This is a genomic window from Streptomyces sp. NPDC054956 (assembly GCF_053609185.1).
Genome location: NZ_JBSGXB010000006.1, coordinates 61,112 through 80,110, shown reverse-complemented (window position 1 = coordinate 80,110; position 18,999 = coordinate 61,112). Strand labels below are relative to the sequence as shown.

Here is an 18,999-nt window from a genome sequence, read left to right as displayed (position 1 = left end):
GCCTGTCCGGCGCCGCTTCGAGGGGCGGGGGCCCTCACGGGCGACGGGTGGCCCGCAGCAGGGCCGCGGCCACCGCGAGCGCCAGGGCCAGCAGGCCGGCGCCGATCCCGAAGGCCAGGTGGTAGCCGGAGGTCAGGGCCTCGGCGCGGCTCCATCCGCTGTCGAGCAGGGAGTCGGTGCGGGAGGCGGCCAGGGTGGACAGGACGGCGACGCCGAGCGCCATGCCGATCTGCTGGGTGGTGTTGAACAGGCCCGAGGCGAGGCCCGCGTCCCGCTCGTCGGCGCCGGACATGCCGAGCGCGGTGAGCGCGGGCAGGGCCAGGCCGAAGCCGGCGGCGAGCAGCATCACGGGCAGCAGGTCGCGGACGTAGTCGGCGTGGACGGGGAGCCGGGTCAGCAGGCCGAGGGCGGCGACGAGCAGGGCGAGTCCGGCGAGCAGGACCCGGCGCTCGCCGAAGCGGGCATTGAGCGGTGCGGAGGCGAAGAGCGAGACCCCGCCGATGACCACGGCCGCCGGGAGCATCGCGAGGCCGGTCTCGGCGGCCCCGTAGCCGAGCACCTTCTGGAGGTGGAGGGCGAGCAGGATCTGGAAGGAGAACAGCGCGGCCACCATCAGCATCTGGACCAGGTTCGCGCCGACCACGTTCCGGGAGCGGAAGATCCGCAGCGGGACGAGCGGGGTGCGGGCCTTGGCCTGGCGGACGGCGAAGCCGGCGAGCAGGGCGAGGGAGAGGGCGCCGAGGCCGAGGGTGTGCGCCGAGAGCCAGCCCTGGTGCTCGACCTCGATCACGGTGTAGATGCCGAGCATCAGACCGGCGGTGACCAGGAGGGCGCCGAGTACGTCGGCTCCGGCCCGCAGGCCGAGTCCCTGGTCGGCGGGGAGCGCGGGCAGGGCCAGCGCGAGGGCGGCGAGTCCGATGGGCAGGTTGATGAAGAAGATCCAGTGCCAGTCGAGGGCGTCGGTCAGGACCCCGCCGAGCACCTGCCCCAGGGAGGCCCCGGCCGCCCCGGTGAAGGAGAAGACGGCGATGGCCTTGGCGCGTTCGCGGGGCTCGGTGAACAGGGTGATCAGGATGCCGAGGCTGACGGCCGAGGCCATGGCGCTGCCGAGGCCCTGCAGGAAGCGGGCGGCGATCAGCACCTCGGGCGAGCCGGCGAACCCGGCGAGCAGCGAGGCCCCGGTGAAGACCCCGGTCCCGGCCAGGAACATCCGCTTGCGGCCGATCAGGTCGCCGAGGCGGCCCGCGAGCAGCAGCAGGCTGCCGAAGGCGATCAGGTAGGCGTTGACGACCCAGCTCAGACCGGCGGGGGTGAAGCCCAGGTCCTCCTGGATGGCGGGCATCGCGACGGTGACGATGCTGCCGTCGAGGACGGTCATCAGGACGCCGGTGGACAGCACCCCGAGCGCCGTCCAGCGGGACCGCAGTCCGCGGGAGACGGTGGGGGCCGGTATTGCGTGGGCGGGAGCGGAAACGGCGGTCATCTGTCTCTCCAGTCGGTGATCGGCGGCGGCGACTGGTGTGACCGTAGCAGATAGTTTCGTTGCAGACGATTTATTTCGGATCGAGTTGTTAGGCTGGGGGACATGACTGCCATGGCGCCCACCCGGACCGAGCCCGACCTCTCCTTCCTCCTGGACCACACCAGCCATGTCCTGCGCACGCGGATGGCGGCGGCCCTCTCCGAGATCGGCCTCACCGCCCGCATGCACTGCGTCCTCGTGCACGCGCTGGAGGAGGAGCGGACCCAGATCCAGCTCGCCGAGATCGGCGACATGGACAAGACGACGATGGTCGTCACCGTCGACGCACTGGAGCAGGCCGGACTGGCCGAGCGGCGGCCGTCCACCAAGGACCGCCGGGCCCGGGTCGTCTACGTGACCGAGAAGGGCGCCGCCGTCGCCGAGCGGAGCACCCGCATCGTCGACCAGGTGCACGCCGACGCGCTGGCCTCGCTCGGGGACAAGGACCGCGCGGCCCTGCTGCACGGGCTGAAACTGCTGGTCAAGGGTGATCTGGAAACCCCGTCGGAGAGCCCGCGCCCGGCCCGCCGCGCCCGTCAGTAGCGGGTCCGGCCGCCGCCCGGATCCCCCGGATGGCCCAGTCACACGGCCGCCCGACGCCTTCTGGCAGAGAGTGGGAAGAGGCAATCTGCCCAGGGGGGCACCACCATGCCGGAGGCGTACGCACATGGGACTGTTCGACTTCATGAAGTCCGACAAGAAGAAGGAAAAGGCGGCCGAGAAGGCCGCTGAGCAGGTGCAGCAACAGGCCTCGGACGCCCCGGCGCCCCCGGCCGCGATGCCCGGCGACGCCGGCATCAGGTACACCGACGCGGCGTCGGCCACCAAGGCGGCGGCCGAGCGCATGGCCGCCGCGGCGCCGAAGCCCGCGCCCGCACCCCCGGCCGCGCCGCCCGCGACGCCCCACATGTCGCACACCCCGACCCCGACCTCGGCCGCGCACAAGGCGGTGCCCGCGGCGCCGAAGCCCGCGCCCAAGGCGCACCGCATGTACACCGTCCGCCCCGGCGACTCGCTCTCCGCGATCGCCCGCCGCGAGCTCGGCAACGAGGGCCGCTGGCGCGAGCTCTACGCCATGAACAAGGGCGTCATCGGCTCCAACCCCGACATGATCCACCCGGGCCAGCAGCTCACCCTCCCCGGCTAGGGGCGGACACGACGAGAGGGGCCCGGATCCGCAAAGGATCCGGGCCCCTCTTCCGCTCTTCTCTTCCGTTCTTCGCTTCCGCTTCTCGAGGCCGGCGACGGCGCCGGCGTCAGCGGGGTCAGCGGTGCTTGCGCCTCGCGTCCTCCGCGTCGATCCGCGCCTCCACGGCCTCGGCCTCCTCCTCCAGGGCCGACCGCGGCCCCGCGGCGGATTCCGCCGCGTCGCGCTCCTTCGCCGCCAGCTCCTCGTCGAAGCTCGCCGGGGTCTCCTCGTCGCGCGCCGACAGCTCGGTGGCCGCCGGCGGCTCGACGAGCCAGTCCGGGTTCGACTGCTGGTCCCACCACTTCCACGCGGCGAAAGCCCCGCCGGCCAGTACGCCGACCAGCGCGACTCCCTTGAACAGCCGGCCCGTGCGGGCCCGCCGCTCGTTGCGCCGTACGAGCTTCTGCACCTCCTTGGCCGACACCTGGCCGCGCAGCGCCGCCAGTGCCGCCGTCGAACGCGACGAGAGTTCCTCGGCCACCGGCTGCGCCGCCGCGAGCGCGGTCTCCAGCCGGGGCTGCGTGTAGTCGGCCGCCTGCCGCATCGCGCGGCGCGACTGCTTCACCGCGTTCGTCGCCGCCCGGTCCACGTTCGGCGGCACGTGCGTGCGCGCCGCCTTGATCCGGGGATGCAGATGACTGTCGTAGGTCATGCGCGCCTGCCGCGCGGCGACGTCGGCGGCGGCCGACACCTTCGGCGCCAGGCGTTCATTGGCTTCATGGGCGTAGTGCACCGCGGCGTCCTTGGCGGATTCCGCGTACGGTGCCACCACTTCCGCCGCGTGCAGGAAACTCTCCCTGGCGCTCTCGGCTGCCAGGCGCACGCTTTCCTTGCGGGTCACGGTTCCTCCTCCTCGGTGGCGGACACAGTTCACCTTTCCACCCTTTGTCGGATCATGCCTCCCATACCGCCGACGGGCATGCGCGACAGGGCATACGGGTGGACGATTTCTGTCCGGTGAGTCCCTCCGTGCGAGGATCTGAAACCGACAGTGATGACTATGGAAGGCAGATCCGTGGCCGAGAAGCTCTACGCCACCCTGAAGACCAACCACGGCGACATCGAGATCGAGCTGTTGGAGAACTTCGCTCCGAAGACCGTGCGCAACTTCGTGGAACTCGCCACCGGCGCCCGCGAATGGACGCGTCCCTCGGACGGGCAGAAGACCACGGACCCGCTCTACGACGGCACCGTCTTCCACCGCGTCATCAGCGGCTTCATGATCCAGGGCGGCGACCCGCTCGGCAACGGCACCGGCGGCCCCGGCTACCAGTTCGCCGACGAGTTCCACCCCGACCTGGCCTTCACCAAGCCCTTCCTGCTCGCGATGGCCAACGCGGGCCCGGGCACCAACGGCTCGCAGTTCTTCATCACCGTCGCCCCCACCGCGTGGCTGACGCGCAAGCACACCATCTTCGGCGAGGTCACGAGCGAGGCCAGCCAGAAGATCGTGAAGGCCATCGCGGCCCTCGCCACCAACCCGCGCACCGAGCGCCCGCTGGACGACGTGGTCATCCAGTCCGTGGTCGTCGAGAAGCGCTAGAAGCACCGGAAGCATCGCGGGCGCCGGGTCGCTCCCCGCGCCGGCCCGCCCGGCGCACGGGAACCTTTCGCCCCCGCCCGTCCGTCCTCGATACGTACCGGACGGGCGCGGCGGCCCCACGGCTCACCGCCCCGCCGCCTCGCCGCCGACCGAGGGGACCGATGGACACCGACCGTCTTCCGGGCTGCTACCGCCACCCGGACCGCGAGACCGGCATCAGCTGCACGCGCTGTGAACGGCCGATCTGCACCGACTGCATGATCAGCGCCTCGGTCGGCTTCCAGTGCCCCGAATGCGTCCGCGACGGCTCGGGCACCGGCCACGGGCCCGCCGCCAACGCCCCGCGCACCGTCGCGGGCGGGGTGGTCGCCGCGGATCCGTACCTGGTCACCAAGATCCTGATCGGGATCAACGCGGCGGTGTTCCTCGCGGGCCAGGTCTTTCCCGAGCTGGCGATCCAGCTGGAGCTCCTCGGCCGCTACCGCGAGCAGGTGGGCGGGCCGCTCGAAGGCGTCTCCACCGGCGAGTACCACCGGCTGCTCACCTCGGCGTTCCTGCACGTCGAGTGGTGGCACATCATCGGCAACATGTTCGGCCTGTGGTTCATCGGCGGACCGCTGGAGCAGGCCCTGGGCCGGGCCCGCTACCTCACCGTGTACCTGGTGTCGGCCCTGGGCGGCAGCGCCCTGGTCTACCTGCTGACCCCGCCGAACGTGGCCACCCTCGGCGCCTCGGGGGCCGTCTTCGGCCTGCTCGGCGCCACCGTGGTGCTGGCCCGCCGGATGCGCTACGAGATGCGCCCGCTGATCACCGTGGTGGTGTTCATGCTGGTGCTGACCTTCGTACCGTTCGGCGGCAGCCTCAACGTGTCCTGGCAGGCCCACATCGGCGGCCTGGTCACGGGAGCGCTGCTCGCTCTCGGTCTGCTGTGGCCGGTGAAATCCGGCGGTGCGGCCGCGGGAGCGGGAAACGACGCCCGGAATCGCCGGAATCGCCGGAATCGCACACTGATCCAGTGGGGCACCTGCGTGGCGGTGTTCCTGCTGGCCGCGGCCGTGATCGCGGTCCGGACGGCCGAGCTTTCCGCACTCACCTGATCACACCGGCGTCAACTCTCCACAGAGTTATCCACAGATCTTCTGTCTTTTCCTCAGGTGTGGATGACGCTGTGGATAACTCATGGGGAGAGCTTGCGCAGGGCTACTTCCACTGCGTGGAGACACCGAATCCCGCGGCGATGAAGCCGAAACCGACCACAATGTTCCAATTTCCGAGAGCTTCGATCGGAAGCTGGGTCTCGGACAGATAAAAGACGACAATCCACGCCAGGCCGACCAGGAAGAACGCCAGCATGACCGGCGCGACCCAACTGCGGTTCGTCAGCTTGATCGCCTGTGGCGTCCGCGTGGGCGGCGGGGTGTAGTCGTCCTTCTTGCGGATACGTGACTTCGGCACGAGGGGCTCTCCTGTCGATGGGCTGGGGACCTTGCCTGCCCCGGGCGTCCGTTAGCGTAGTGGACCTGTGGCGTTGAAGGAGAAGGGTACGTTGAGCAATTCCGACGACTCCTCCGCGGGTCCCCGTCGCCGTGCCAGACCGGTCCGGCTGCTCACGGCCGCCGTTTTCGCCCTGGCCGGCTTGATCTTCGTCACCAGCTTCAACACCTCCAAGGGTACGAACATCCGCACGGATGCCTCGCTCCTGAAGCTGACGGACCTGATCCACGAGCGCAGCCAGAACAACCAGGACCTGGAGAAGAGCACCGCGACCGTGCGCGGCCAGGTCGACGCCCTCGCCGAACGCGACGACGGCAGCACCAAGGCCCAGGACGCGAAGCTGGCCGCGCTGCGCGCCGCCTCGGGCACCGAGGAGATCAGCGGCAAGGCCGTCACGGTCACCCTGAACGACGCGCCGCCCAACGCCACGGCCCGCATCCCCAACGTGCCCGAGCCCCAGCCCAACGACCTGGTGATCCACCAGCAGGACCTCCAGGCCGTCGTGAACGCCCTGTGGCAGGGCGGGGCCGAGGGCATCCAGGTCATGGACCAGCGGCTGATCTCCACCAGCGCCGTGCGCTGCGTGGGCAACACCCTGATCCTCCAGGGCCGCGTGTACTCGCCCCCGTACAAGGTGACGGCCGTCGGGGACCCGGGCGCGCTGAAGAAGGCCCTCGCCGCCTCCCCGGCGCTGCAGAACTACCAGCTGTACGTGAACGCGTACGGGCTCGGCTGGAAAGTGGACGAGCACAAGGCGCTGACACTGCCGGGCTACTCCGGCACAGTGGACCTCCACTATGCGAAGCCGCTGGAGTCCGCCGCCCCGTGACGCCGTACTGCGCCTGCTGGTACGGACGTTCAGCGAGGTGTGCCTGACCGCGGGCTCCCTGATCGTGCTCTTCGTCGCGTACGTGCTGCTGTGGACCGGGGTCAAGGCCGACCAGGCCATGGACGGCGAGATGGCTCGGATGCGCGACCGCTGGGCGGCGGCTCCCGCGGCCGCCGCCGGGCCCGCCCCGGCCCCCTCCGCCACCCCGGCCCCCGCTGCCGGCGCGCCGACGGCGGTCCCGCCACCCGCCGGCTACCCCCCGAACCAGGCCTTCGCCGAGATGTACATCCCGCGCTTCGGCCCGGACTGGAACAAGCCGGTCCTGGAGGGCACGGACACGGACCTGCTGAAGAAGGGCCTCGGCCACTACACCGGCACGGCCCGGCTCGGCGGCGACGGGAACTTCGCGGTGGCCGGCCACCGCCGCACCTACGGCGACCCCTTCAAGGACATCCCGGAGCTGCGCCCCGGCGACGCCGTCGTCCTCAAGGACGCGACCACCTGGTACACGTACACCGTCCGGCGCGAGGCGTTGCGCGTACTGCCCGACGAGTTCGGCGTCGTGGACCCGGTGCCGAGCCGCTCGCCCTTCACCGCACCCGGGCGCTACCTGACCCTGACCACCTGCGACCCGGAATGGGGCCACAGCCACCGCCTGGTCGTCTGGGCCGAACTGACCTTGACCCGGACCGTCGCGGAGGGAAGGCCGGAGGGTTTGGCAAGGTGACCCTCCGCTCCGGGCGGCTGGCTTTAGGCTGTGGCTGTACCGCCCCTGCGGTGCATTGAACGATCGTGGACGAAAAGGACACAGGCGGCATGTACGGCTGGATCTGGCGGCATTTGCCGGGCAACGCGTGGGTGCGCGTGATGATCTCCCTCGTGCTGGTGCTCGCGGTGGTGTTCGTGCTGTTCCAGTACGTCTTCCCGTGGGCCGAGCCGCTGCTTCCGTTCAACGATGTGACGGTGGACGAGGGATCGGGAGCCACTCCGTGAGCGCGCGCATTCTGGTTGTCGACAACTACGACAGCTTTGTCTTCAACCTGGTCCAGTACCTCTACCAGCTCGGCGCCGAGTGCGAGGTGCTGCGCAACGACGAGGTCGAGCTCGCCCACGCCCAGGACGGCTTCGACGGCGTCCTGCTGTCCCCCGGCCCGGGCACCCCGGAAGAGGCGGGCGTCTGCGTGGACATGGTCCGCCACTGCGCGGACACGGGCGTACCGGTCTTCGGCGTCTGCCTGGGCATGCAGTCGATGGCCGTCGCCTACGGCGGGGTCGTCGGCCGCGCCCCCGAGCTCCTGCACGGCAAGACCTCGCCGGTGCTGCACGAGGGCCTCGGTGTCTTCGCGGGACTGCCGTCGCCCTTCACCGCGACCCGCTACCACTCCCTCGCCGCCGAGCCGCTGACCCTCCCGGACTCCCTGGAGGTCACGGCGCGGACCGAGGACGGGATCATCATGGGCCTGCGCCACCGGGAGCACGACGTCGAGGGAGTGCAGTTCCACCCCGAGTCCGTGCTGACCGAATGGGGCCACCGGATGCTCGCGAACTGGCTGGTGCGCTGCGGTGACGCGGGCGCCGTGGAGCGCTCGGTGGGGCTGGCCCCGGTGGTGGGCAAGGCCGTCGCGTGACGTCCCTCGCGCCGTCCGCGCCCTCGGAGGGCCGGGCCGCGCGGCGCAGGGCGGCGCAACAGGCCGCCAAGCGCGCCCGTACGCGTACGGGCACCCGGGGACGGGGCCGCCGGCGCAGGCGGCCCGCCTCGGGCGGCCCGCTGGTGGTCGCCTGCCGGTTCGGCGGGGAACTGTTCATCACGCTGGGCCTGGTGATGCTGCTCTTCGTCGTCTACCAGATCTGGTACACGAACTTCCTGGCGGACCGGACGGCCCATGACGCCGCCGGCTCGCTCCAGCAGAACTGGCAGCGCGGCGGCGACGGCACCGAGGGAACGTCCGGGGCGGCCGCGCCGCCCGTGTCGGCCTTCGAGCCGGGGCAGGGCTTCGCGATCCTCCACATCCCCAAGCTGGACGTGAAGGTGCCGGTGGCCGAGGGCATCAGCAAGCCGAAGGTGCTCGACAAGGGACTCGTCGGGCACTACGACGGCGGCGAGAACTCGGTGAAGTCGGCGATGCCGTCCGACGCCCAGGGCAACTTCGGGCTGGCGGGGCACCGCAACACCCACGGCGAACCGTTCCGCTACATCAACCGGCTGGTGCCGGGGGACAAGATCGTGGTCGAGACGCGGGACACGTACTACACGTACGAGATGACCTCGCAGCTGGCGCAGACCTCGACGAAGAACGTCTCGGTGCTCAAACCCGTACCCGAGGGTTCCGGCTTCACATCCGCGGGCCGGTACATCACGCTGACCACCTGCACCCCTGAGTTCACCAGCACCTATCGGTTGATCGTATGGGGCAGGATGACCGGTGAACGCCCCCGCAGCCAGGGCGCTCCGCCCGAGCTGGCCAGCCCGTAGAGGATCCGCAGTGTCACGTGCCGCACCGCCCCGCAACCGCAGCGTCCTCGCGGGGTTCCTGAGCCTGCTGGGCGAGCTCCTGATCACGGTGGGCCTGGTGCTCGGCCTGTTCGTGGCGTACTCCCTGTGGTGGACGAACGTCCTGGCGGACCGGGACGCCTCGGCGCGCGGCGACGCGATCCGCGAGCAGTGGGACCAGCCGGGACCGACCCCGTCTGCGCCCGCCGAGCCGGGTGCGCTGGACACCCAGGGCGGCATCGGGTTCCTGCACGTGCCGGCGATGAAGAACGGCGAGGTGCTCGTCAAGAAGGGCACCCAGTCCGACGTCATCAACGAGGGCGTCGCCGGCTACTACACGGACCCGATCAAGTCGGCGCTGCCGTGGGACGCGACGGGCAACTTCACCCTGGCCGCGCACCGCGACGGCCACGGCGCCAAGTTCCACAACATCGACAAGGTCAACAAGGGCGACGCGGTCGTCTTCGAGACCCGCGACACCTGGTACGTGTACAAGGTCTTCGCCGATCTGAAGCAGACCTCGCGCTACAACGTGGACGCGATCAGCCCGGTCCCCAAGGAATCGGGCAAAACGGCCCCGGGCCGCTACATCACCCTGACGACCTGCACCCCGGTCTACACCTCGAAGTACCGCTACATCGTCTGGGGCGAACTGGTCCGCACGGAAAAGGTCGACAAGGACCGCACCCCTCCGGCAGAGCTCCGCTGACGGTTCGGGGCTGTGGATAAGCCGGCGTCGAGAGTGACCAACTGTCACTCTCGAAATCAGCGCAGCACCTGAAGCCGCACCCCGGCGCTCCAAGCCTCCAGAAGCCCCCTGTGAACGGCCGTGACGCCCCCTTGAGCAGCGATGGCCAGTGATTCCCGGGTAAACCCGCAGGTGGCCACGTAGAGCCCCACGTCGGCCCGCCGCAGCACCTGGGCGGCACCGAGGAACTTCTGCATCTCACCGCTGAGCACGTGGCGGAACGGCGCGAAGTTCTTGCACTGCACGGCGACCACCCGCCCGTCGGCGGTCCGGGCGCTGATGTCGACCCCACGGTCGCCGCCGTGCCCGCCGTAGACCTCGACGTCGGTGCACCCGTCGCGCCGCAGCAGCCCGGCGACGTGCTGCTGGAACTCCCGCCAGTTCATGGCGTCGATGGTGCCGATGACTCCGGTGAGGGCCTTCACGTCCTGACCGCGCCCAGCTCTTCCCAGTGGGGGCTGTGGATGAAGTTGTCCACAGGGCGTGTGCGGACCTCGTACTCGGCGTCGAGAAGGTACGTACGCACCTGACGTGCGACTTCGCTGTCGCGCAGGAGCATTCCGACGTTGAGAACGGCCCGTCGGGAGTAGACGGCGAGCCCTCGTCCGGAGCTTCTAAGCTGCATGTTGCAGCTTAGAAAATCCTGCAGGTCGGCCCCGCGCAGGATCCTCAGTCCATTCGCCTCAAGCTCGGCCCTGTGACGCTGGATGATGGCGTTGACGGCTCGCTCGCCGACTTGGAAATACGCCGCCACCATCGCCGTCGTCACGTGCAGCCCGTCCGGCAGCAACGACAGCGCCTTCACCTTGTCGAGCACGTCCGTCCGCTCCAGGACGCTGGTGCGCAAGGTCTGGGACTCCAGCAGCAAAAGGGTCCGGCCCCTCTCGTGGAGAGGGGCCGGACCCTTTGGACGCGGTCGGGCGGGGCCGTCAGTTGCCCGTGAGGCCTCCGAAGAAGCCGCCGCCGCCGTTGTTGTTGCCGCCCTGGCCCGCGAGGGTGTTCACGTTGACCACCGTGCCCGCCGGGACCATCTGGCCGACGGCCGGGTCCGAGGTCAGGACGATCGCCTTGCCCTCGTTCGGGCCGGACAGCACGGAACCGAAGACCAGGCCCTTGGAGGCCAGCTCCGCCCGCGCCTGGTTGACCGTCTTGCCGGCCAGGTTCGGGATCGGGATCTGCTGGACCGCCTTGGCCACGGAGATGTTGACCACCGTGCCCACGTCGACCGAGTCGCCGGCCGCGCGGTCCTGCTGGAGCACCGTCTTCGGCGGGGAGCCCGGGGCGTCCACCTCGGTGACGCTGCCGAGCTTCAGCTTCGCGTCCTTGAGCGCCTTGGCGGCGTCCGCCTGGCTCTTGCCCAGGAGGTCCGGGACGGTCGCCTTGGACTGTTCCTTGGCCACCTGGAGGACGACGGTCGAGCCCTTCTCGGCCTCGCCGCCCTTCGGGGTCTGGTCGAGGATGATGCCGGGGGACCGGTCGGACTCGACCGGCTTCTTCTCGACCTGGAAGCCCTTCTCCGTGAGCGCCTTCTCCGCGTCCGCGACCGTCAGGTTCACGACGTTCGGAACGGCGACCTTGGGCGCGCCGGTGGAGACCTTCACCTTGATGGCGGTCTTCTTGTCGACCTTGGTGCCCTCGGCCGGGCTCTGCTCGCAGACGCTGCCCTTGGGGGCGGCGTCGCACGGCATCTCGCCGTCCTTCGTCACGGCGAGGCCGAGGTTGTCGGCGCTCTTCTGCGCCTGCTCGAAGGTCTCGCCGATCAGCTTGGGCACCACGGGCCGGTTGTCGGCGCCGCCGCTGAAGAGGGAGCGTCCGATGAGGATCGCGCCGACCAGGACGAGGATGCCGGCGGTCACCAGCAGGATCGTCGAGGCCTTGCTCTTCTTCTGCGGACGGCGGCCGTGGCCGCCCTGGTCGTAGCCGCCCTGGTCCCCGTACCCGTAGCCCGCGTCGCCCGGGGGCATCGGCGGGAGCATGGAGGTCTGGCCCGGGTCGGCGGTGCGCAGGGCGGTGGTGGGCTGGTCGTAGCCCTGGTGCCCGTAGCCGCCCTGGTCGTGGGGGTAGCCGTAGCCGGCCGCGCCCATGGCCGCGGTGGCGGCGACGGGCTGGCCGTCGAGGCAGGCCTCGATGTCGGCGCGCATCTCGTCGGCCGACTGGTAGCGGTAGTCGGGGTCCTTGACCAGCGCCTTCAACACGATCGCGTCCATCTCGGGCGTGATCTCGGGGTCGAAGTTCGACGGGGGCTGAGGCTCTTCCCGTACGTGCTGGTAGGCGACGGCGACCGGCGAGTCCCCGATGAAGGGCGGCCGGACGCTGAGGAGCTCGTACAGGAGGCAGCCGGCCGAGTAGAGGTCGGACCGCGCGTCGACCTGCTCGCCCTTGGCCTGCTCCGGTGAGAGGTACTGGGCGGTGCCGATGACGGCCGCGGTCTGCGTCATGGTCATGCCGGAGTCGCCCATGGCGCGGGCGATGCCGAAGTCCATGACCTTGACCTGGCCCGAGCGGGTCAGCATGACGTTGGCGGGCTTGATGTCGCGGTGCACGATGCCGGCGCGGTGCGAGTACTCGAGCGCCTGGAGGATGCCGATGCACATCTCCAGGGTGCGCTCCGGCAGCAGCTTGCGGCCCGAGTGCAGCAGCTCGCGCAGGGTCGAGCCGTCGACGTACTCCATCACGATGTACGGGATGGAGATGTTGTCGACGTAGTCCTCGCCGGTGTCGTACACGGCGACGATCGCCGGGTGGTTGAGCGACGCGGCCGACTGGGCCTCGCGACGGAACCGGGCCTGGAAGGACGGGTCGCGGGCGAGATCGGCGCGCAGGGTCTTGACGGCGACGGTACGGCCGAGCCGGGTGTCGTGGGCGAGGTAGACCTCGGCCATGCCACCGCGGCCGAGCACGTGGCTCAGCTCGTACCGGCCGCCGAGGCGACGCGGCTCTTCCATAACGTTGCAGCCCTCTCCGTCAGTCCCGACCGCACCCGTGTGTGGTCCGGCGGTGTGCTGTTCGCGCAAAGGCTACCGGCCGATCGTCGGTGATCGGTTCGTGACCACAGGCTGATACCGGACCGGTACCGTACGCACGGATCCGGTCCCAATAGGTGACCTGAATCACACCTGTATGCCCCTTGCGGCTCTCTTGTGGTGCACGGCCTCTCCCGTCACCCCTTGTTGCTCTTCAATACGGCCTCCATGACGGCCTTGGCAACGGGTGCGGCCAGACCGCCGCCGGAGATGTCCTCGCGGCTCGCGTCGCTGTCCTCGATGACGACGGCGACGGCGATGGGCGAGCTGCCGTCGGGGTTCTCGGCGTAGGAGATGAACCAGGCGTACGGGCGCTTCTTGTTGCCCTCGCCGTGCTGGGCGGTGCCGGTCTTGCCGCCGACGGTGGTGCCCTTGATCTTCGCGTTGCCGCCGGTGCCCTTCTCGACGACGTTGACCATCATCTCCTGGACCTTCTTCGCGTTGTCCGCGGAGAGGGGCCGGCTCATTTCCTGCGGCTCGTGCTTCTCGATGACGTCGAGGTTGGGCGCGGTCAGCTGGTCGACCATGTACGGCTTCATCAGCTTGCCGTCGTTGGCGATCGCGGCGGTGACCATGGCCATCTGCAGCGGGGTGGCCGCGGTGTTGAACTGGCCGATGGCGCTCTGGGCGTTGCCGTCCTTGCCCATCGTCTTGTCGTAGACGCTGGCGAACGCGCGGACCGGGACGTCGATCTTGGTGTTGTTGAAGCCGAACTTCTCCGCGGTCTTGACCATGTTGTCCCGCGTCACCTTGTCGCCCATGTTGGCGAACACGGAGTTGCAGGAGACGCGCAGGGCCTCGTTGAGGCTGGCCTTCTCGCAGCCGCTGGCGTGGTTGACCATCGGCGTCTTGGTGCCCGGCAGGATGTACGGCTCGGGGGTGTCGGTCGGCGCGTTGATGTCGGTGACGACACCGTGCTCCAGGGCCGCGGCCGCGGTGACCACCTTGAAGGTGGAGCCGGGCGGGTAGGTCTCGCGCAGGGCGCGGTTGACCAGCTTCTTGTCCTCGCTGTCCTTGAGCTCGACCCAGTTCTTCTCGTCGGTCTTGGAGTTGCCGGCGAAGACGGACGGGTCGTACGAGGGGGTGCTGACCAGGGCGAGGATCGCGCCGGTGCGCGGGTCGATCGCCGCGACGGCGCCCTTCTTGTCGCCGAGCTTGTCGAACGCGGCCTTCTGCGCGGCGGCGTTGAGCGTCGTGACGACGTTGCCGCCCTGCTTCTTCTCGCCGGTGAACATGCCCACGGTGCGGTCGAAGAACAGCCGGTCGTCGTTGCCGGTCAGGATCTGGTCCTCGAGGGACTCCAGCTGCGTGGAGCCGAAGGCCTGCGAGGCGTAGCCGGTCACCGGGGACCACAGCGGGCCGTCGAGGTAGGTGCGCTTGTACTTGTAGTCGCTGCCGTCGGTGACGGCGGAGCCGGTGATCGGGTTGCCCTCGACGATGATGTTGCCGCGTTCGGTGGCGTACTGGGCGATCTGGACCCGGCGGTTCTCCTTGCGGGTGCTCAGCTCCTCGGCCTTGACGTACTGGAGCCAGTTGGTCCGCACGAGCAGTGCCAGGACGAGCAGCCCGCAGAAGATCGAGATGCGGCGCAGGGGCTTGTTCATGACGGACGGACCACCTGGGTCATCTCGGAGTCGGGGGACGGTGCCGGGGCCGGGGCAGGGCGGCGTGCGGTGTCGCTGATCCGGATGAGGATGGCGATGAGGATCCAGTTCGCGAGGACGGACGAGCCGCCGGACGCGAGGAAGGGCATGGTCATGCCGGTGAGGGGGATGAGGCCCATGACTCCGCCGGCGACGACGAAGACCTGGAGCGCGAAGGCGCCCGAGAGGCCGATCGCGAAGAGCTTGCCGAACGGGTCGCGGGCGGCGAGGGCGGTGCGCACGCCCCGCTCGATGATCAGGCCGTAGAGCAGGAGGAAGGCCATGACCCCGGCGAGCCCGAGCTCCTCGCCGACGGTGGAGAAGATGAAGTCGGAGTTGGCGGCGAACCCGATGAGGTCGGAGTTGCCCTGTCCCCAGCCGGTGCCGAGGACCCCGCCGGAGCCGAAGCTCATGATCGACTGGCCGACCTGCTCGCAGGCGCCCGACTTGTAGTAGCAGGCGAAGGGGTCGAGCCAGGCGGTGACGCGGACCTTGACGTGGCTCGCGGTGGCGCCGACGACGGCCGCGCCGCCCACGCTCATGAGCAGGCCGATCACGATCCAGCTGGTGCGCTCGGTGGCGACGTACAGCATGATCACGAACATGCCGAAGAAGAGCAGCGAGGTGCCGAGGTCGTTCTCGAAGACGAGGACGAGCAGGCTCATCGCCCAGATCATCAGGATCGGGCCGAGGTCGCGGCCGCGCGGCAGGTAGAGGCCCATGAAGCGGCGGCTGGCCAGGGCCAGGGCGTCGCGCTTGACCATCAGGTAGCCGGCGAAGAACACGGCGATGACGATCTTCGCGAACTCACCGGGCTGGATGGAGAATCCGCCGACGCTGATCCAGATCTTGGCGCCGAAGACGTCCGCGCCCAGACCCGGGACGACCGGCAGGATCAGCAGCACCAGCGAGGCGGCCATCGAGATGTACGTGAACCGCTGGAGCACGCGGTGGTCCTTGAGGACCAGCAGCACCGTGGCGAACAGGGCGATGGCCAGCGCCGTGTACAGCATCTGCCGGGGCGCGGACTCGGAGAACGCCCCGTAGATCCGCTTGGCCGTGTTCTGCAGCCGCGTGGACTGGTCGAGGCGCCAGATCAGCACCAGGCCGAGCCCGTTGAGCAGCGTGGCGATCGGCAGCAGCAGCGGGTCGGCGTACTTGGCGTAACGGCGTACGACGAGGTGCGCGATGCCCGCCAGCACGCCGAGGCCGAGCCCGTAGGTGAGCATGCCCGGGGGCAGCTTCCCGTGGATCGACAGGCCCGCGTTGGCGTACGCGAAGATCGGGATGACCACGGCGAAGGCGAGCAGCAGGAGCTCGGTGTTCCGCCGGCTCGGCAGCTCGATGGCGCCGATGGTGGTCGTGTTGGTGACAACGCTCATGGTGTGGCAGGCCCCCTGTGCCCGCGTCTGTCTACTGCTTCTCGCACTGGCCGACGACAACCTGCTCGGCGGCGGTCAGGACGGGGCCGGGCGTCTGGTTGCCCTGCGCCTCGGCGGCCCGGCGCTCCTCGTCCTTCTTGCACGCGGAGGCCTGGGTGCCGAGCTGATCGATCTTCTCGCGGGCGCCGTCGAGGTTGTTCTCGCTGATGGTGGCCTCGACCTGCTTGCGCTTGAAGGTCGGCAGGTACTTCAGTTCGATGTCGGGGCGGTCCGTCTCCACCTTGGAGAGTTCCAGGGGCCCGAGCTTCTGGCTGATGCCGCGGAAGAGCGCGACGTGCTCGCCCTTCACGCCCACGTAGAACTGGGTCTGCGTCCAGCGGTAGCCCGCGTACACGCCGCCGCCGATGAGGCCGAGGACGACGAGCAGGGTCAGCGTGCGCGTGGTCCACTTGCGGCCCTTGCCGCGCCGCCGGCGCGGGTGGTCGTACGTGTCCTCGTAGCCCTGGTCCCCGTCGTACGGGTCCGGGTCGCCGAAGCTGCCGTACCCGCCGCCGGCTCCGCCGCCCTGTCCCTGGGCGCCGTAACCGCCGTAGCCGGGGGCCTCTCCGCTGCCGGGCGGGCCGAAGGCACCGGCCTGCGGGGGAGCCTGGCGGCCCAGCCCGGAGGCGCGGCCGGCCGGCGTCTGCATGGCGTTGCCGCCGTCGAAGAACTGGTGGTGCTGGTTCTCGGCGACCGCGCCGACGACGACCGGGGTGTCGTTGACCTGTGCGGCCAGGGTGTCGCCGCTGTCGGTGTCGAGGACGTCGGCCACGATGCAGGTGATGTTGTCGGGGCCGCCGCCGCGCAGTGCGAGCTGGATGAGCGAGGCCACGGTCTCGCGGGGGCCGTGGTAGTCCGCGAGGGTCTCCTCCAGGGTCTGGTGGGAGACCACGCCGGAGAGCCCGTCGGAGCAGATCAGGTAGCGGTCGCCGGCCCGGACCTCGCGGATGGAGAGGTCGGGTTCGACGATGTCGCCGCTGCCGAGCGCTCTCATCAGGAGGGAGCGCTGCGGGTGCGTGGTGGCTTCCTCCTCGGTGATCCGGCCCTCGTCGACGAGGCGCTGCACCCAGGTGTGGTCCTGGGTGATCTGCGTGAGGATGCCGTCGCGGAGCAGGTACGCGCGGGAGTCCCCGACGTGCACGAGGCCCAGCCGCTGGCCGGTCCACAGCAGGGCCGTGAGCGTGGTGCCCATGCCCTCGAGCTGCGGGTCCTCCTCGACCATGGCGCGCAACTGGTCGTTGGCGCGCTGCACGGCGGTGCTGAGCGCGGTGAGGATGTCGGAGCCCGGGACGTCGTCGTCGAGCTGCACGAGCGTGGAGATCACCTCGGAGCTGGCGACTTCACCGGCGGCCTGGCCGCCCATGCCGTCGGCGATCGCGAGGAGACGCGGACCGGCGTAGCCGGAGTCCTCGTTGCCCTCGCGGATCATGCCCTTGTGCGATCCGGCGGCGAACCGCAGGGACAGACTCATGCGCACCTGCCCTGTCGACGAAGTTGGTGCCCCGGAAGACAACCGGTCTCGAGCCACACTGCCCACCCTCCGGCCTGGAGCGCGCTCGGGTCCGTGTCCCCGGTGGGACGGACCGCTGCGGCTCGCTCGCTCCGCTCGCTCATTCTCGTACTACTTCCGCAGCTCGATGACGGTCTTGCCGATGCGGATCGGGGCGCCCGGCGGAATGGGCGTCGGGGTGGTCAGCCGGGTCCGGTCGAGATACGTGCCGTTGGTGGACCCGAGATCCTCGACGATCCACTGGCCGTCACGGTCCGGGTAGATCCTGGCATGCCTGCTGGAGGCGTAGTCGTCGTCCAGCACGATCGTGGAGTCGTGGGCGCGCCCCAGGGTGATCGTCTGCCCCGCGAGGGCGACCGTGGTACCCGTGAGGGTGCCCTCGGAGACGACGAGCTTGGTGGGCGCACCGCGGCGCTGGCGCTGCTGCGGTGGGGCCGCGGCCTGGCGGCCCTGCTGCTGCGGGGCGCCGGCGGCGTTCCCGCCGCGCCGGGAACCGCGCTGCGTGACTCTCGTACCGAAGAGGTCGCTGCGGATGACCTGGACGGCCACGATGACGAACAGCCACAGAACGGCCAGGAAACCCAACCGCATGACCGTCAGGGTCAGCTCTGACATTGCCCCCGCTTCACCCTTCGGCTTGCCGATAAATGATGGTGGTGCTGCCCACGACGATCCGCGAACCGTCGCGGAGCGTAGCGCGGGTGGTGTGCTGCCCGTCCACCACGATGCCGTTGGTGGACCCGAGATCCTGGATCGTCGAGGGCGTTCCGGTCCGGATCTCACAGTGCCGGCGCGAGACGCCGGGGTCGTCGATCCGCACGTCGGCTTCGGTGCTTCGGCCGAGTACGAGCGTCGGGCGCGAGATCTGGTGGCGGGTGCCGTTGATCTCGATCCAGTGGCGCCGGACGGCGCCGCCGGGGGATACGGGAGGTACGGGAGCCGCGGCGCCGGGCGCCGGACGGCGTGCGCCGGGTCCGCCCGGGGGCGGACCGGCGGGCATGGGAGGCGCGCCGGCCGGCGGGTAGCCGTAGCCGCCCGGCTGGGCCGGGGCCGCTCCCTGGCGCCCCTGGCCCGGAGCCGGCTGGCCCGGGGCCTGGGAGGTGCTGGAGGCGAGCGTGCGACTGCGGACCCGGTAGAGCCCGGTGTCCAGGTCGTCGGCCTTCTCCAGGTGGACCTTGATGGGGCCCATGAAGCTGTAGCGCTGCTGCTTGGCGTAGTCGCGGACGAGGCCCGCGAGCTCGTCGCCGAGCTGGCCCGAGTAGGGACTCAGGCGCTCGAAGTCGCCCGCGCTCAGTTCCACGATGAAGTCGTTCGGGACGACCGTCCGCTCCCGGTTCCAGATGGTGGCGTTGTTGTCGCACTCGCGCTGGAGGGCGCCTGCGATCTCCACCGGCTGGACCTCGGACTTGAACACCTTGGCGAAGGTGCCGTTCACCAGACCTTCGAGTCGCTGCTCGAACCGCTTCAGGACTCCCATGGGGCACCTCCTCCGTCGTTGTCGCCCTGTACTGCTTACTGATCGTATCCACGCATGGCGGATTCGGGTGGTTCCCCATCGGTCACGAGCGCATGAGTGTTGGTCCTCA

At 70.0% G+C, this 18,999-nt stretch carries 20 protein-coding genes and 1 pseudogene; 10 read left to right on the top strand and 11 right to left on the bottom strand.

The genetic code is table 11. From position 1 onward, the window contains the following. Window positions 1–34 precede the first annotated feature (34 nt). The gene (locus ACWGDE_RS02745) at window positions 35–1,483 is read right to left on the bottom strand and encodes an MFS transporter (protein ID WP_453387150.1); all 1,449 of its coding nucleotides are present in this window, start codon (window positions 1,481–1,483) and stop codon (window positions 35–37) included. A 102-nt stretch (window positions 1,484–1,585) separates the two neighbouring features. Here ACWGDE_RS02745 and ACWGDE_RS02740 point away from each other — a divergent pair, with 102 nt between their 5' ends. Then, entirely contained in the window at window positions 1,586–2,065 is a 480-nt protein-coding gene (locus ACWGDE_RS02740; protein ID WP_453387149.1) for a MarR family winged helix-turn-helix transcriptional regulator, read from the top strand. Window positions 2,066–2,189: 124 nt separating this feature from the next. Beyond that, complete coding sequence (locus ACWGDE_RS02735) at window positions 2,190–2,669, top strand: LysM peptidoglycan-binding domain-containing protein (RefSeq protein WP_453387148.1); 480 nt, start codon at window positions 2,190–2,192, stop codon at window positions 2,667–2,669. A gap of 118 nt (window positions 2,670–2,787) precedes the next feature. Here ACWGDE_RS02735 and ACWGDE_RS02730 read toward each other — a convergent pair whose 3' ends face one another. Next, window positions 2,788–3,552 (bottom strand): DUF5324 family protein, encoded by a 765-nt coding sequence (locus tag ACWGDE_RS02730; protein WP_453387147.1) that lies wholly within the window; start codon window positions 3,550–3,552, stop codon window positions 2,788–2,790. Between the two features lie 174 nt (window positions 3,553–3,726). Here ACWGDE_RS02730 and ACWGDE_RS02725 point away from each other — a divergent pair, with 174 nt between their 5' ends. Both ACWGDE_RS02725 and ACWGDE_RS02720 read left to right on the top strand, forming a co-directional pair. Then, entirely contained in the window at window positions 3,727–4,254 is a 528-nt protein-coding gene (locus ACWGDE_RS02725) for a peptidylprolyl isomerase (protein ID WP_453387153.1), read from the top strand. Between the two features lie 161 nt (window positions 4,255–4,415). Beyond that, the gene (locus ACWGDE_RS02720) at window positions 4,416–5,351 is read left to right on the top strand and encodes a rhomboid family intramembrane serine protease (protein ID WP_453387146.1); all 936 of its coding nucleotides are present in this window, start codon (window positions 4,416–4,418) and stop codon (window positions 5,349–5,351) included. Window positions 5,352–5,454: 103 nt separating this feature from the next. Here ACWGDE_RS02720 and crgA read toward each other — a convergent pair whose 3' ends face one another. Then, entirely contained in the window at window positions 5,455–5,709 is a 255-nt protein-coding gene (gene crgA, locus ACWGDE_RS02715; protein WP_453387145.1) for a cell division protein CrgA, read from the bottom strand. Between the two features lie 91 nt (window positions 5,710–5,800). Here crgA and ACWGDE_RS02710 point away from each other — a divergent pair, with 91 nt between their 5' ends. The 6 genes and pseudogenes from ACWGDE_RS02710 to ACWGDE_RS02685 all read left to right on the top strand — a co-directional run bounded on the left by ACWGDE_RS02710 (window position 5,801) and on the right by ACWGDE_RS02685 (window position 9,777). After that, window positions 5,801–6,577 carry a DUF881 domain-containing protein gene (locus tag ACWGDE_RS02710; protein ID WP_453387144.1) on the top strand — a complete coding sequence of 259 codons (777 nt, stop codon included), beginning with the start codon at window positions 5,801–5,803 and terminating at the stop codon, window positions 6,575–6,577. Beyond that, complete coding sequence (locus ACWGDE_RS02705; RefSeq protein WP_453387143.1) at window positions 6,546–7,304, top strand: class E sortase; 759 nt, start codon at window positions 6,546–6,548, stop codon at window positions 7,302–7,304. Before ACWGDE_RS02710 ends, ACWGDE_RS02705 begins: the two co-directional genes overlap by 32 nt. Before the next feature lie 65 nt (window positions 7,305–7,369). Continuing rightward, window positions 7,370–7,570, top strand: coding sequence for a hypothetical protein (locus ACWGDE_RS02700; RefSeq protein WP_254382427.1), 201 nt, complete (start codon window positions 7,370–7,372; stop codon window positions 7,568–7,570). Continuing rightward, window positions 7,567–8,205: an aminodeoxychorismate/anthranilate synthase component II gene (locus ACWGDE_RS02695; RefSeq protein ID WP_453387142.1), complete on the top strand. Its 639-nt coding sequence runs from the start codon at window positions 7,567–7,569 to the stop codon at window positions 8,203–8,205. The genes ACWGDE_RS02700 and ACWGDE_RS02695 overlap by 4 nt, the downstream gene beginning before the upstream one ends. Further along, a pseudogene (locus ACWGDE_RS02690) lies at window positions 8,178–9,050 on the top strand (class E sortase); the annotation flags it as partial. The gene ACWGDE_RS02695 and the pseudogene ACWGDE_RS02690, both read left to right, overlap by 28 nt. A gap of 10 nt (window positions 9,051–9,060) precedes the next feature. After that, on the top strand, window positions 9,061–9,777 hold the full coding sequence (locus ACWGDE_RS02685; protein WP_453387141.1) for a class E sortase: 717 nt from the start codon (window positions 9,061–9,063) through the stop codon (window positions 9,775–9,777). A 56-nt stretch (window positions 9,778–9,833) separates the two neighbouring features. On the opposite strand, the gene ACWGDE_RS02680 is transcribed toward ACWGDE_RS02685, so the two are convergent. From ACWGDE_RS02680 to ACWGDE_RS02645, 8 genes are all read right to left on the bottom strand, one after another. After that, on the bottom strand, window positions 9,834–10,241 hold the full coding sequence (locus ACWGDE_RS02680) for a restriction endonuclease (RefSeq protein ID WP_453387140.1): 408 nt from the start codon (window positions 10,239–10,241) through the stop codon (window positions 9,834–9,836). Then, window positions 10,238–10,663 (bottom strand): hypothetical protein, encoded by a 426-nt coding sequence (locus ACWGDE_RS02675; protein WP_453387139.1) that lies wholly within the window; start codon window positions 10,661–10,663, stop codon window positions 10,238–10,240. The genes ACWGDE_RS02680 and ACWGDE_RS02675 overlap by 4 nt, the downstream gene beginning before the upstream one ends. 82 nt (window positions 10,664–10,745) lie before the next feature. Next, window positions 10,746–12,761: a Stk1 family PASTA domain-containing Ser/Thr kinase gene (gene pknB / locus ACWGDE_RS02670; protein ID WP_453387138.1), complete on the bottom strand. Its 2,016-nt coding sequence runs from the start codon at window positions 12,759–12,761 to the stop codon at window positions 10,746–10,748. Window positions 12,762–12,976: 215 nt separating this feature from the next. Next, window positions 12,977–14,443: a peptidoglycan D,D-transpeptidase FtsI family protein gene (locus ACWGDE_RS02665; RefSeq protein ID WP_453387137.1), complete on the bottom strand. Its 1,467-nt coding sequence runs from the start codon at window positions 14,441–14,443 to the stop codon at window positions 12,977–12,979. Further along, window positions 14,440–15,864 (bottom strand): FtsW/RodA/SpoVE family cell cycle protein, encoded by a 1,425-nt coding sequence (locus ACWGDE_RS02660; protein ID WP_453387136.1) that lies wholly within the window; start codon window positions 15,862–15,864, stop codon window positions 14,440–14,442. The genes ACWGDE_RS02665 and ACWGDE_RS02660 overlap by 4 nt, the downstream gene beginning before the upstream one ends. 31 nt (window positions 15,865–15,895) lie before the next feature. Next, window positions 15,896–17,374 (bottom strand): PP2C family protein-serine/threonine phosphatase, encoded by a 1,479-nt coding sequence (locus ACWGDE_RS02655; RefSeq protein WP_453387135.1) that lies wholly within the window; start codon window positions 17,372–17,374, stop codon window positions 15,896–15,898. A gap of 150 nt (window positions 17,375–17,524) precedes the next feature. Continuing rightward, window positions 17,525–18,028 carry an FHA domain-containing protein FhaB/FipA gene (locus tag ACWGDE_RS02650; protein ID WP_453387134.1) on the bottom strand — a complete coding sequence of 168 codons (504 nt, stop codon included), beginning with the start codon at window positions 18,026–18,028 and terminating at the stop codon, window positions 17,525–17,527. Between the two features lie 10 nt (window positions 18,029–18,038). Continuing rightward, window positions 18,039–18,890 carry an FhaA domain-containing protein gene (locus tag ACWGDE_RS02645; protein ID WP_453387133.1) on the bottom strand — a complete coding sequence of 284 codons (852 nt, stop codon included), beginning with the start codon at window positions 18,888–18,890 and terminating at the stop codon, window positions 18,039–18,041. Window positions 18,891–18,999 lie beyond the last annotated feature (109 nt).